The 14,171-nt window shown below is 47.8% G+C and carries 9 protein-coding genes; 5 read left to right on the top strand and 4 right to left on the bottom strand.

What is annotated here, in order from left to right; all coding sequences use genetic code 11:
- Both ACZLMD_RS02455 and ACZLMD_RS02450 read left to right on the top strand, forming a co-directional pair.
- The gene (locus ACZLMD_RS02455) at positions 1-1,740 is read left to right on the top strand and encodes an ABC transporter ATP-binding protein (RefSeq protein ID WP_482521702.1); all 1,740 of its coding nucleotides are present in this window, start codon (positions 1-3) and stop codon (positions 1,738-1,740) included.
- A 65-nt stretch (positions 1,741-1,805) separates the two neighbouring features.
- Positions 1,806-3,755 carry an ABC transporter ATP-binding protein gene (locus ACZLMD_RS02450; RefSeq protein WP_489495063.1) on the top strand — a complete coding sequence of 650 codons (1,950 nt, stop codon included), beginning with the start codon at positions 1,806-1,808 and terminating at the stop codon, positions 3,753-3,755.
- A gap of 214 nt (positions 3,756-3,969) precedes the next feature.
- On the opposite strand, the gene argH is transcribed toward ACZLMD_RS02450, so the two are convergent.
- The 4 genes from argH to ACZLMD_RS02430 all read right to left on the bottom strand — a co-directional run bounded on the left by argH (position 3,970) and on the right by ACZLMD_RS02430 (position 9,358).
- Entirely contained in the window at positions 3,970-5,343 is a 1,374-nt protein-coding gene (gene argH, locus ACZLMD_RS02445) for an argininosuccinate lyase (protein WP_482523351.1), read from the bottom strand.
- A 156-nt stretch (positions 5,344-5,499) separates the two neighbouring features.
- Positions 5,500-5,766: a hypothetical protein gene (locus tag ACZLMD_RS02440; RefSeq protein WP_334294593.1), complete on the bottom strand. Its 267-nt coding sequence runs from the start codon at positions 5,764-5,766 to the stop codon at positions 5,500-5,502.
- 188 nt (positions 5,767-5,954) lie between these two features.
- The gene (locus ACZLMD_RS02435) at positions 5,955-8,411 is read right to left on the bottom strand and encodes an ATP-dependent helicase (protein WP_118560974.1); all 2,457 of its coding nucleotides are present in this window, start codon (positions 8,409-8,411) and stop codon (positions 5,955-5,957) included.
- A gap of 56 nt (positions 8,412-8,467) precedes the next feature.
- The gene (locus ACZLMD_RS02430; protein WP_118560972.1) at positions 8,468-9,358 is read right to left on the bottom strand and encodes a prephenate dehydrogenase; all 891 of its coding nucleotides are present in this window, start codon (positions 9,356-9,358) and stop codon (positions 8,468-8,470) included.
- Positions 9,359-9,520: 162 nt separating this feature from the next.
- On the opposite strand from ACZLMD_RS02430, the gene ACZLMD_RS02425 reads away from it, so the two are divergent.
- The 3 genes from ACZLMD_RS02425 (at position 9,521) to ACZLMD_RS02415 (ending at position 14,100) form a co-directional block, all read left to right on the top strand.
- A complete protein-coding gene (locus tag ACZLMD_RS02425) occupies positions 9,521-12,271 on the top strand; it encodes a transglycosylase domain-containing protein (RefSeq protein ID WP_484107141.1) in 2,751 nt (916 codons plus the stop codon).
- A 35-nt stretch (positions 12,272-12,306) separates the two neighbouring features.
- Positions 12,307-12,813: a hypothetical protein gene (locus ACZLMD_RS02420; RefSeq protein WP_484107140.1), complete on the top strand. Its 507-nt coding sequence runs from the start codon at positions 12,307-12,309 to the stop codon at positions 12,811-12,813.
- An 87-nt stretch (positions 12,814-12,900) separates the two neighbouring features.
- Entirely contained in the window at positions 12,901-14,100 is a 1,200-nt protein-coding gene (locus ACZLMD_RS02415) for a recombinase family protein (protein WP_489495062.1), read from the top strand.
- Positions 14,101-14,171 lie beyond the last annotated feature (71 nt).

The following is a 14,171-nucleotide window of genomic DNA, read 5'->3' as shown; positions in this document are numbered from 1 at the left end:
ATGATCAGGACATTAGCATCACAGATCAAGGAATACAAAAAGGTGTCGATTGCAACGCCGATCTTTATGATCCTCGAAGTCATCATGGAGACGATCATTCCGATGATGATGGCGTCGATCATTGACAACGGTGTTTCGGTAGGAGATGCCGGACACATTTATAAAATGGGAGCATTAATGCTACTTGCAGCATGCTTCAGTCTTTTCTGTGGATTTATGGGCGGTAAGTACGGTGCAAAAGCCTCCACAGGCTTTGCGAAAAACCTGCGAAAAGCAATGTATGAAAACATTCAGACATTCAGCTTTTCCAATATTGATAAATTTAGCACAGCCGGTCTTGTTACGAGACTGACAACCGATGTCACCAATATTCAGAATGCATATCAGATGCTGTTGCGTATGTGTATGCGCGCACCGTTCAGTCTGATCTGCGCCATGGTGATGTCTTTTGCAGTAAACACAAGGATTGCCACCGTGTATCTCATTGCGGTTTTGATCCTGGGAGCAATTCTTGCTGTGCTTCTGACAAGAACAACCAAATATTTCAACAGTATTTTTAAGAAGTACGATGACTTAAATGAGAGTGTGCAGGAGAATGTATCTGCAATCCGTGTTGTAAAGGCATATGTCCGTGAGGACCATGAGAAAGAGAAGTTTACAAAAGCAAGTGGCAATGTATGCCGTCTGTTTACAAAGGCGGAGGCAATGATCTGCCTGAATATGCCGATCATGCAGTTCGCCGTATATACCTGTATCCTTGTGATCAGCTGGATGGGAGCACATATGATCGTCAGCAATACACTGACCACAGGTGATCTGTCAATGCTTCTTACTTATTGCATGAACATTTTGATGAACCTGATGATGCTCTCCATGATCTTTGTTATGGTTACCATGAGTGTGGCAAGTGCGAGACGTGTGGCTGAGGTATTAAATGAGAAGCCGGATATCACAAATCCGGAGGATCCGGTTATGGAAGTGGCAGATGGTTCCATTGAGTTTCGACATGTGGACTTCAGCTATAAGAAGGATGCTAGGGAGCCGGTACTTAAGGATATCAACTTATCGATCAAATCCGGAGAGACGATCGGTATTCTCGGAGGAACCGGAAGCGGTAAATCAAGTCTTGTTTCTTTGCTTAGCCGTCTTTATGATGTGACGGACGGAAGCGTTATAGTCGGCGGCAGAGATGTCCGTGAATATGATATCGACGTGATCCGGAATCAGGTTGCCGTTGTTTTACAGAATAATGTACTGTTCTCCGGAACAATCCTTGACAATCTCCGCTGGGGTGATAAGGAGGCAACGAGAGAGGAATGTATGCATGCCTGTGATCTTGCCTGCGCCAGCGAGTTTGTTGAGAAGCTGCCAAAGGGATATGACACTTATATCGAGCAGGGCGGTACGAATGTATCCGGTGGACAGAAGCAGAGACTTTGTATTGCAAGAGCACTCTTAAAGAAGCCGAAGGTTCTTGTCTTAGATGATTCCACAAGTGCGGTGGATACATCCACAGATGCAAAGATCCGCAAGGCATTTGCGGAGGAGATTCCGGGTACAACGAAGCTGATCATTGCACAGCGTGTTTCCAGCATTCAGAATGCTGATCATATTATTGTGATGGAAAACGGAACGATCAACGGATACGGAACACATGATGAGTTGATGGAGAATAATGAGATTTATCGTGATGTATACGAATCTCAGACCTCCGGCAGCGGAGATTTCGATGAAATGTAACAGATGGTTTCGTAAATCGGAAATGTACCTGTTGGGACAGGATAGATAGAAAGGTGGAATGAGAAATGGCAGAAAACCGTTCACAGAAACTGCGTGGACCAAAAGGACCCGGCGGACGAAGAGGGATGGGACCGAAGGTAAAGTTAGAGCATCCCGGACAGACAATAAAACGTCTTTTGAAATATATCGGTAAGAGTTATGGTGTGTACATGGTGCTGGTGCTGATCCTGATCATTGTCAGCGTGCTTGCAAATGTACAGGGGACTATGTTTACCAAATCGCTGATCGATGATTATATCACACCTCTGCTTCACGCAAAGGAGAAGAACTTTACGCCGCTTTTGCACAAGATTATTCAGGTCGCATGTATTTACGGCGTTGGTGTTTTTGCAACCTGGGCTTATAACAGATTGATGGTTAATGTCACACAGGGAACCTTAAGAAAGCTTCGTGATGAGCTTTTTGTTCATATGGAGTCCCTGCCGATCAAATACTTTGATACACATTCTCACGGTGATATCATGTCAATCTACACCAATGATATTGATACACTCCGTCAGATGATCAGTCAGAGTATGACACAGTTTTTCTCCAGTCTGATCACGATCATCAGTGTGCTTGCGGCAATGCTGATCATCAATGTTCCGTTGACCGTGGTTACGCTGGTTATGGTTGGAGTAACGCTGATCGTTACCAAGAAGGTGGCAGGTCTTTCCGGTGCATACTTCATCCAGCAGCAGAGAGATCTGGGTAAGGTAAACGGTCACATTGAGGAGATGATGAACGGACAGAAGGTTGTCAAGGTATTCTGCCGTGAGCAGGAGAGCATCGATGAGTTTAATGCATTGAACGATGAGCTTTTCCACAGCGCGGACAATGCCAATACCTTTGCCAACGTCATGGGACCGATCAACGCACAGCTTGGAAATGTCAGCTATGTACTCTGTACCATGATCGGAGGAATTTTAGCCTTCAATAAGATCGGCGGTTTTACCGTAGGTGGTCTTGTGGCATTCCTGAACTACAACAAATCCTTCAGTATGCCGATCAATCAGGTCAGCATGCAGTTAAACAGTATCGTTATGGCACTTGCCGGCGCAGATCGTATCTTTGAGCTGTTGGATGAGAAGCCGGAGGTTAATGACGGCTATGTCGAGCTTGTACGTGCCAACGAGGCAGCGGACGGAACGATCACGGAGAGCGAGAAGAGAACCGGTGTGTGGGCATGGAAGCATTATCATAAGGATAATGATACCGTGACCTATCAGAAGCTTCGCGGCGAGGTTGTCTTTGATCATGTGGATTTTGGTTATAATGATGATAAGATCATTCTGCACGATGTGGAAATGTATGCGAAGCCGGGACAAAAGATTGCATTTGTAGGAGCTACCGGAGCCGGTAAGACAACGATCACAAACCTGATCAACCGTTTTTATGATATTCAGGACGGAAAGATCCGTTTTGACGGGATCAATGTCAATAAGATCAAGAAAGAGGATCTTCGTCATTCTCTGGGAATCGTTCTGCAGGATACACACCTGTTTACCGGAACGGTCCGCGATAATATCCGCTACGGAAAGCTGGATGCAACCGATGAGGAGATTGTGGCAGCAGCAAAGCTTGCCAATGCAGATTCGTTTATCCGTCATCTGCCGCAGGGCTATGATACGGTTCTGACCGGTGACGGTGGCAATTTAAGTCAGGGACAGAGACAGCTTCTTGCGATTGCCAGAGCAGCGATCGCAGATCCGCCGGCACTGATCTTAGATGAGGCGACAAGCTCGATCGATACCCGTACCGAGAAGCTTGTCCAGGATGGTATGGACCGGCTGATGAAGGGAAGAACGACCTTTGTGATCGCACATCGTCTTTCCACAGTTAAGAACAGTGACTGTATCATGGTTCTGGAACAGGGAAGAATCATTGAGAGAGGAACGCACGACCAGTTGATCGAGCAGCAGGGCAAGTATTATCAGTTATATACCGGAAAGGTTGGAACAGGGCTTGCGGGATAAGAAATGCGGCAAGCTCCGGATCTTATTCCTATACTAAAAAAGGGCAAAACCAGCGTTTTGCCCTTGCATCCCACCACATTGCGAGCATTTTTGTATATACTAAAAAGGGCAAAACCAGCGTTTTGCCCTTGCTTCCCACCACATTGCGAGCATTTTTCTATACCCTAAAAAGAGGTATGCTTTTTGAAAGCATACCTCTTTGCGTTAAACATTATTATTCTGCGAGATATTTCTCGTAGATGTCGATCACCTTTGCCATGGCATCCGGACCCGGAGCGCCGATCGTATTTCTCTTGTTGACACAGGTCTCCATAGAGATCGCATCGTAGATATCCTCCTCGAATACCGGGCTGATCGCCTTGTATTCATCAAGACTCATCTCGCCAAGAGAAATGCCCTTGTCGATGCAGTAGAGTACAAGCTGACCGATAATGCCGTGTGCATCACGGAATGGAACACCGTGGTTTACCAGATAGTCTGCGGCATCTGTTGCATTTGTAAAGCCGCCCTCTGCGCTGGCACGCATGCGGTCCTTACGGAAGGTCATGGTATCAAGCATACCGTGGAATAAAACGATACATCCCTTTGTCGTATCGATCGCATCAAAGACAAATTCCTTATCCTCCTGCATATCCTTGTTGTATGCGAGAGGCAGGCTCTTCATGGTGGTCAGAAGAGACATCAGTGCACCGTATACACGACCGGTCTTGCCGCGGACAAGCTCGGCAATATCCGGGTTTTTCTTCTGTGGCATGATGCTGCTGCCGGTGGAGTAGGAGTCGTCGATATCGACAAACTGATATTCATTAGTATTCCAGGTGATGATCTCCTCGCAGAAGCGGGAAAGATGCATCATGATAATGGACATATCATTCAAAAACTCAATCAGATAATCGCGGTCGGAAACGGAATCCATACTGTTGAGTGTCGGACCGGTAAAGCCAAGCAGCTTTGCGGTCTCTTCACGGTCGAGTGGATATGTTGTGCCGGCAAGTGCACCGGAGCCGAGCGGGCAGTAGTTCATACGCTCTAAGGTATCGGAAAGACGGGAACGGTCTCTTTTGAACATCTCAAAATATGCACCCATATGATGTGCCAGAGTGATCGGCTGCGCCTTTTGCAGATGTGTAAATCCCGGCATGATCGTATGAAGGTTCTCCTTCATGATGCGCAGGATGCTTTCCAAAAGACCCTTTAACAGATCGTTCATTTCCTCAATCTCATGGCGTGTGTATAGCTTCATATCAAGCGCCACCTGATCATTACGGCTTCTGCCGGTATGAAGACGTTTGCCGGCGTCTCCGATGCGCTCGATCAGATGTGCTTCCACGAAGCTGTGAATGTCCTCATGTTCTGCCGTAAATTCAAGCTTTCCTTCGTCGAGATCCTTACGGATTCCCTCGAGTCCCTGAATAATGCTGTCCTTGTCCTCATGGGAGAGGATACCCTGATCGGCAAGCATAGTTACATGAGCGATGCTTCCCTGAATGTCCTCATGATAAAACTTCTGGTCAAAGGAAAGTGATGCGTTGAAATTGTGTACAAGTTGATTTGTTTCCTTGGTAAAACGTCCGCCCCAAAGCTTCATATTATCCTCATTTCTGTACTGCATGTATATTCGTTAGACGATGGGAGAGCAGGCAGTACACCGTCCCCTGTGTCTCATATGTTTGCAAAAACAAACCGAAATGGAGATCCATTTCGGTTTGGCATTGTCTGTCGTCTATTCCGACGCGTTGTCTGATTAGTTCTCAGCCTCCGGCTTGCTGTCGGAAAACTCGATATAATCATCATCAAAGTCATCCTCGTAATCATCGTCGAAGTCATCGAGATAATCCGGTGTAAAATAACGGTAAACTGCATAAGCGATCGCTGCGACTGCTGCAATTGCGCCGATGATGGCAAGTGCGATTATGATACCGTTTTTATTCTTCTCTTCTAATTCCTTTTTGTGAAGAAGTTCGTTGATACGTGCAGTGTTTAAAAGTTCTTCCAGTTTTGAATTATTCATCATAAAATACCTCCTGTTCGCTTGTTTTTCTTTGAGGATCATTATATTCATTATTTCCGCTGCTAAAACTCACAAAACCGCTCCTTCGGAGCTTTTCTGCCTGCGGTGCAGGCTTTTTGTGAGTTAATGATCCCAGAAAAACAAATGTCTGCTTCGCATCCGCTTGTTTTTCTCTGAGGATCATTATATCATACCTTTTTTAGCTTTGCAAACGAAGAAAGCATTTTTCGGGTGTTGCCATTGTCGAAGGCAACGGTCACTTCAAAGTCGGCTCCGCTCGGCGTGATCTTCTGTACACTGCCCTCGCCGAAGCGCATATGGCGGACACGGTCTCCTTCGCTGTAGGAGAGCGTCTGGGAGTTGCCTGCGGCAGAGGATGACTTGGCAGAAGGTGTTTTGTAAGAGCCTCCAAAGCCTTTGGAGATCATCGGGTTTCCGGCAAGCAGATCAAGTCCGCTCTTGCCGCGGGCATGACCTGCCTGCTTTGTGCGCTGTTCCATTGCAGGATTCCAGGTGCCGGTTCCGTAGCCTCCCGTATTGGAGCGTGTAGAACCGGATCTTCGCGTGGAAGAGCTGCCGGTCCCGGCACCGAAGGAGAAGGAGCCGCCCGGCTGATGCTTTAAAAACTCAGCGGCACTGACTCCGCCGGAGGAGGCGGTAGAAGAGTTGCTGCCTGCATGCAGCAGGTAACGAGGGATCTCGCTGATAAAGCGGGATGGACGGTTAAACTGATGCTCTCCGTTACGGAAACGGCTGCGGGCACAGCTTAGGGAGAGCTTTTTCATGGCACGGGTGATGCCGACGTAACACAGGCGTCGTTCCTCCTCCATCTCTTCGGCTGCCTGATCGGGATCCTCGCCGTACACGGCCATGGCACCCGGGAAGATGCCGTCCTCCATGCCGACCAGATAGACATACGGAAACTCAAGTCCCTTGGCGCTGTGGAGCGTCATGAGAAGGACGATATCCGTGCTGTCATCCACATTGTCGATATCTGCGACGAGGGCAACCTCCTCCAGAAAGCCGCCCAGAGTGGCACCTTCTTCCTCGTGATCCTCCTCGTAGGAGGCAGCCTTGTTAATAAGCTCCTCGATATTTTCCAGTCTCGCCTGGGATTCTTCGCTGTCATCCTCGGCAAGCATCGCTTCATAGCCGGACTGCTCAACAACGTCACGGATGAGCTGTTCGATCGAATAGTCCGGATCTTCCAGATTCGTGCGGAAGGATTCGATCAGACCAACGAAGCTGCCGAGCTTTGCGGCACTTCTGCCGATATTTTCGATGTATTCATAATCCTGCAGGGCACTGTAAAAGCTGGTGCCGTGTATGATCGCATAATTGCTGACGCGATCGATCGTGGTCAGACCGATGCCGCGCTTTGGCACGTTGATAATACGCTTTGCAGATATATCATCCATGCCGTTTTCAATTGTTCTGAGGTAGGCGAGGATATCCTTGATCTCCTTGCGCTGATAGAAATTAACGGCACCGACGATGCGGTATGGAATGTTATAGTTGATCAGCTTCTCCTCAAATACACGGGACTGTGCATTGGTGCGGTATAAGATGGCAAAGTCCTTATAATCAGCCTTGCCGTTACTGACGGCGTGGGCAATCGCAGAGGAAACGGATTCTGCCTCCTCGTATTCATTTTCAAACTGTGAATAGTAAATGGAATCGCCCTTGTCCTTCCTTGTCCAGAGAGCCTTCTCCTTACGCTTTGTATTGTTGTGGATCACGGCATTGGCGGCATCCAGAATATTCTGGGTGGAGCGGTAGTTTTCTTCCAGACGGATCACACGCGTGTCCGGATATTCCTGCTCGAAATTCAGGATGTTCATGATATTGGCACCACGGAATTTGTAGATCGACTGGTCATCGTCACCGACAACGCAGAGATTGTGTTCCACACCGCCATCGTCGGAAGGAGTACTTGCCAGAAGACTGATCAGCTTAAACTGTGCCGTGTTGGTATCCTGATACTCGTCCACCAGAATGTAGCGGAAACGGTTCCGGTAATAGGAGAGAATGTCTCTGTTCTCCTGGAACATCTGGATCGTTTTGCAGATGAGATCATCAAAGTCAAGTGCATTGGCATCGTGGAGACGCTTTTCGTATTCCTGATAGGCTCTGGCGTAGATCTCGCGCATACCGTCGCCCTGTGCGCGTGCGGCGTAATCTTCGGGACCGATCAGCTCGTCTTTGGCGTTGGAGATGACATTTAAGAAGGCACGTTCCTTATACTTCTTAGGGTCAAGATCAAGATACTTAATGATCTCACGCATCAGAGCACGCTGGTCATCGGCATCGTAGATCGTAAAGCTGCGTTTGTAGCCGAGCACCTCAATGTAGCGGCGCAGAATGCGGACGCAGGTAGAGTGGAAGGTGCTGACCCAGATATTTTCAGCACCGAAGCCTACGATCTGATCGACACGCTCGCGCATCTCGCCGGCAGCCTTGTTGGTGAAGGTCAGTGCCAGAATATGGTATGGGTTCACATCGTAGTGGTCAATCAGATATGCGATCCGGTGTGTCAGAACTCTTGTCTTACCGGAACCGGCACCTGCAAGAATCAGGAGAGGTCCCTTGAAATGTTCTACCGCTTCCTTCTGCTGGGGATTTAAACCCTCTAATATATTTTCCATAATCAATGAAAGATCCTTTCTATGTATAGCACACTGTGGCAGTCTGGTTCAAATGCTTATTTACTGTCATCCGAAAAGAGCTGATCGCGGTATTCCTTTGCAGTGGCAAAAAAATGCTCGATATCTTCCTCTTTGCCTTCGCGGATCGCCTGCTCCATGGTACCGAGAATATTCCGGTACTCCTGCAGAAATTCGAGAATGGCATCCCGGTTGGCAAGACAGATGCTTTTCCACATCTCAGGAGAGGAGGAAGAGATCCTTGTAATGTCCCGGAAGCCGCCTGCGGCAAGAAGCCGGTACATGCCTTTATCGTCTCTGGCGCGGACGGCATTGACTAAAGCGGCGGAGATCACATGCGGTGCGTGGCTGATGCCGGCAGTTGCCTCATCGTGTTCGTTTACATCGATCGTGACGCAGCGGGAATGTGTGACGCTGCGGACAAATTCCTGCATCCATGCGATGCTTTCCTCAGGAATTCTGTCCGTCGGTGTCAGAATATAGTAGCAGTCCCGCAGAAGCTCCGCAAAGGAGTATTCGTAACCGATGTGTTCTGTTCCTGCCATGGGATGACCGCCGATAAAGCAGTGGTCGAGTCCAACGTTACGGATCGCATGGTAGATCTCGCCCTTCACGCTTCCTACATCGGTCAGGATGCAGTCCGCTTTCAGATATGGTTTTAATCTGGTAAGATATGCCACATTTGTGCGGACAGGAGCACAGAGAAAGATCACATCCCAGTCTGAAACGCGGGAAATATCTGTTGTAATATCTGTAAGTACGCCGTCTGCGAGTGCCTTTTCCAGACGGGGGTGTTTCTTTGTTTCGTAGTAATTATAAGCGCTGATCCGGGCATCCGGAAGCTCTCTGCGGATGCAGCGGGCAACCGAGCCGCCGATCAGACCAAGTCCGATAAAGCCAAAGTGACTGCGTGAATGTAATAAATCCATGAATAATCAATGCCTTTCTGTATAGGTTAAAATAAATCACAAATTACATTCTAATCGACAGAAATTAGGGTGTCAACTTGATAATTTCGCCGGATGGCGGTATAATGAAAAGACGTTTGAGAAAAGAGATTTTACAAATCGCTTCAAAATGGAGGAGCACGAATGAAGAAGGGGTTAAGTCGTATTAAAATGGGGATCCGGGCACTCGTTGGAGTGGTCGGCGGATATCTTGGTGTAATATCAACTATTCTGGGGACAATTTTCGGAATCCTGGCATCGATCCTTGTCGTGGGTCTGATCGCGGGAATCTGTGTATATGTTAAGGTGATCCCGATGTTTACGGAGGCAAGGGAGGTCGTTTTTGACAACCTTGTGAATATGACCGAGGAAGATTTTGTCATGAATGAGGATACGCTGGTATTCGATGACAAGGGGAAGAAGATCGGTTCGGTCAATGCAGGACGGTTTACTTATACGAAGATCTCCAAGATCTCGCCGTATATTTATAATGGATATATTGCGGTGGAGGACAAGCGTTTCAAGACGCATGGAGGTGTGGATCTTTTAGCGACAATGCGTGCCAGTGTGGCACTGCTTAAGAACCGCGGAGAGATCACGCAGGGCGGAAGTACCATTACCCAGCAGGTGATCAAGAACAATCTGCTGTCTCAGGAGCAGACCTTTACGAGAAAGGTTGCGGAGATTTTGCTCGCACCGACGGTGGAGCAGAAGTTTGGCAAGGATAAGATCATGGAGTTTTACTGTAACAGCAACTATTACGGAAACCGCTGTTACGGTGTGGCAGCGGCCAGCAAGTATTACTTTGACAAGAAACCGGCGGATCTGGAGCCGGCGGAGGCGGCGATGCTGATCGGTCTGTCCAATTCGCCGTCCGCTTATAATCCGGTCGCCCATCCGAAGGCAGCGAAGCAGAAGCGTAACGAAGTGCTTCTGAAGATGTATGAGGGCGGTGCGATCACCAAAAAGGAATACAACAAGGCGGTCAAGACAAAGCCGAGTGCACTGCAGATTACCGAGAAAACCTCCAACGAAAGTTATCTGGTCAGCTATGCGGTACATTGTGCGGCGATCTCTCTGATGGAGAAGGAGAATTTTGAATTTAAATACACCTTTAAGACGAAAAAGGAGTATGAGAAATATCAGTCGCAGTATTCTTCCGTATACAGCACCAAATGTGACGATATCCGTTCCGGAGGTTATAAGCTGTATACCTCGTTAAATCAGGCAAAACAGAAAAAGCTTCAGAAGACAATTGACAGCGGACTGGCTTACAACACGGAGAAGAACTCCGATAATGGAAAGTATGCATTGCAGGGGGCTGCTGTCTGTGTTGACAATAACACGAATTATGTCGTGGCGATCGTTGGAGGAAGAGGCACAAAGGATGCCTATAACAGGGCATATCTGTCAGCGCGTCAGTCCGGAAGCTCGATCAAGCCTCTGATCGATTACGCACCCGGCTTTGAGTCAGGAAAGTTTTCTCCGTCAACGGTAGTAAACGATCATCCGATCAGCAACGGACCAAAGAACTCCGGCGGAGGATATCGTGGAAGCGTGCATATCCGTGAGGCGGTGGCGCGTTCCATCAATACGATCGCATGGCAGGTGCTTGAAGTGATCACGCCGGAATATGGTCTTTCCTTTCTGGATAAGATGCATTTTCATAATCTCAGTTATGTGGACAACGGTAATATGGCACTGTCGCTCGGTGGGTTTACCGAGGGTGTCCGGGTTGTGGATATGGCAAAGGGGTATGCGACACTTGCCAATAACGGTGAGTACAGCGACCGTACCTGTATCAGGAAGATCAGTCACGTTTCCGATGGTGTGATCTATAAGGATGCCGAGGAAAAGACACAGGTATACTCTAAGGGAGCAGCCTGGATGATGACGGATGTCCTTAAGGGAGTATTTAATGAGAGCTATGGTACAGCACGTGCGCTGAAGCTGAACGGCGGACAGATCACGGCCGGCAAGACCGGTACCACGAACTCCAGCAAGGATGTGTGGTTCTGCGGTTATTCGGCTTATTATACGACAGTTGTATGGTGCGGTTATGATACGCCGAGAGCAATGCCGGGTACATACGGTGCCACACTTTCCGGTGCGATCTGGAAGAATTACATGAACCAGATACATGCGAAGCTGACGCCGAAGGATTTTGAGAAGCCGGAGACGGTATGTCTTGCCAAGTATGACAGTAAGGGACGTATCATTGAGGGCACCGAGGTAAACGGTAACCGTAAGCGCAGCTATGGAATGGATTATTTTGCTCGGGATATTCTGGAAGATACTACGGAGTATGTGGATAATGAGACCGATCAGTCCAAGCAGGAGAGGGCACTTAAGAAGCTCGAGAAGTTCGAGAAGCTGACAATCACCAGTATGGCGGATTACTATACGTTCACCGAGACATACAACAGTCTCAAAAATATGATCGCATCGATCCAGGATGATGATGTACGCAAGGATTACAGCACCAGATGTAAGGATAAATATGACAGCTTAAAGGATGATTCCGTAAAATGGAAGGACGTCGTGAAGGCATATCAGGAGCAGCAGTCCGAAGAGAACCAGCGTCTTGCCGAGGAATCGTCTGCAAAGGCGGAACAGGCAAGAGAGGAACAGACAAAAAAGACAAGGATTGCACTGGCAAGGACAAGACTGAAGCGTATGACAGGGCATAAGTATCAGCCGTCCAATATGTCGGATTTGATCCAGAAGGCATTACAGGCAGTGGAGGCATGTAAGAGCTATGCGGAGTATGATGATCTTCACAGTGATTATGTCAGCTACCGGGCAAAGCTTATGTCTCTTCCGACAAAGGAGCAGTATCAGGCAGCCAGCCAGCAGAACGATCCGTCTGATACCGAAGATACCGGTACGGAATAATAGAGGAACAATTGCAGCAGACAGGGAGGATGAGCGTGGACAAGAGGGAACAGGATTCGTTGATCGCCAAGCAGGAGCGGGCGGTCAGACAACAGCAGCTTCTCGAGAAGAAACGACAGGCGAGAGCGGAATATAATACTTCAGACGGCAGTACGGCAAGACAGGAGAAGAAACTGGAGAAGAGACAGGAGCAGCACCGGAGAAAAGAACGAAAGGCGGTTCGTGCACAGGAAAAGAAGCAGGAGAAAAAGAAGCTCAGATTTATGAAATCGTTTCAGAGTGCGGTGGCATTTGATGATGCAGAGGGTGTTTCTGTCAGTGAATGGTTTTTAAGTATCTGCTGGATCAAGATACCGGTTATCGGGTTTGTTTATGTACTTGTTCTGGCACTCAGTAAGAAGATACATCCGGCAAAGAAAAACTTTGCCAGAGGCTATCTGGTATACAGATGTCTTGTGCTGATCTTATCTTTGACGATCATGTATGTATTATATCAGGTGGGCTTAAGTTTTATTGATGATATGCTTGCTTTTGTAAAATAATTCTGCCAACACAGACAGGGGATCTTGTGAAATAAATAGAGTCTGCCATACATATAATATGGCAAGATAATGGTGGAAGTGCAGAGTATGAGTAACACACAGACAAGATCAGAGGATGGAGAGAAAGGTGTGACGGCAGTATACTGCCGTGTGTCAAAAAAGTCCGGAAACAGCAGGGAGTCCGGAGACAGTCTTGCCAATCAGGCAGAGCTTGCTATGCGGTGGATCGGGCAGGACGCAGGACTGCGTGGCGGAGAGATCCGATATTTTCAGGACGATGGATATACAGGGACGAATATGAAACGGCCGGCGGTGCAAAAAGCACTCGCCGGCATTTTTTGTGGAAAAATACAAGCTCTTGTTGTAAAAGATTTTTCCAGATTGTCAAGAAATCATCTTCAGTTGTCGGAACTGCTGGAATTAATCCTTCCGGGTTATCCGGTCCGTGTGATTTCAATCGCTGACGGCTATGACAGCGCACGCAGCACCTACAATATGGACAGTGCCATCAAAAACCTGTTTTATGAATATTACTGCAGGGATATTTCTCATAAGACAAGAGAAGCACTTTACGGGAAAAGCAGGGAAGGCATTTATGCTGCGGGGCGAGTACCGTACGGATACCGCAGAGACAGACAGGGAAGGCTTGAGATCGTTGAAGAGGAGGCGTTGCTTGTCAGAAAAATTTACGAGCTGTCCTGTCAGGGAGAGAGTTGTCCGTCAATTGCAGCGTATATGAATCAGTCCGGCGGTGGCGGAACGAACCGGAGAGTATGGCAGGCTGCGGCGGTATGGCGTATTCTGCATGATCCGGTTTATGTCGGAAACGATGTGTGGCACAGGTACGAGAACAGATACCGGGATGGCTTTATAACGGAGGCAGTGCCGAGGAGTGGGTGGTATTTACAGAAAAATAAGCGGCTTGCGGTCATTTCGCCGGAAATTTATATGGAAAATAAGCGGCGTCATCCGTTCCCTGCTGCAGACGGTCATAAAAAAAGACCCCGTCACATATTTCACGGACTTACAAAATGCGGATGGTGCGGCAGGGCACTCTGTCGTGCGGAAAAGGGAAGTGATCTTTTGATCTGTAAAACAGACCGGCAAAAAAATAAAATTTCCTGCGACCGGCTTTTGCAAATATGTAAAAGGGTTTTTACAAGGCGGCTGGAAATGGAAAATCTGGAAATGAATGAGGAGATTTTCTTACGGATATTCATAAGTAAAATCGTTGTAAAAGGCAGTGAAATAAGGATTTGTGCGAAAGTGACAGTTGCGAATACATAAACCGTATGATATAATAAAAAGCAATTGTAAGCACTTGCATTTACGCATGCTTGAATGGTTAAGTGCCTGCA

The sequence above is a fragment of the Jutongia sp. genome (assembly GCF_057878315.1).
This window is presented reverse-complemented; position numbering and strand designations above follow the sequence as displayed.

Coding starts and splice junctions, on each gene's coding strand:
- ACZLMD_RS02455 (WP_482521702.1), top strand. CDS start 1: ATGATCAGGACATTAGCATCACAGATCAAGGAATACAAAAAGGTGTCG.
- ACZLMD_RS02450 (WP_489495063.1), top strand. CDS start 1,806: ATGGCAGAAAACCGTTCACAGAAACTGCGTGGACCAAAAGGACCCGGC.
- argH (WP_482523351.1), bottom strand. CDS start 5,343: ATGAAGCTTTGGGGCGGACGTTTTACCAAGGAAACAAATCAACTTGTA.
- ACZLMD_RS02440 (WP_334294593.1), bottom strand. CDS start 5,766: ATGAATAATTCAAAACTGGAAGAACTTTTAAACACTGCACGTATCAAC.
- ACZLMD_RS02435 (WP_118560974.1), bottom strand. CDS start 8,411: ATGGAAAATATATTAGAGGGTTTAAATCCCCAGCAGAAGGAAGCGGTA.
- ACZLMD_RS02430 (WP_118560972.1), bottom strand. CDS start 9,358: ATGGATTTATTACATTCACGCAGTCACTTTGGCTTTATCGGACTTGGT.
- ACZLMD_RS02425 (WP_484107141.1), top strand. CDS start 9,521: ATGAAGAAGGGGTTAAGTCGTATTAAAATGGGGATCCGGGCACTCGTT.
- ACZLMD_RS02415 (WP_489495062.1), top strand. CDS start 12,901: ATGAGTAACACACAGACAAGATCAGAGGATGGAGAGAAAGGTGTGACG.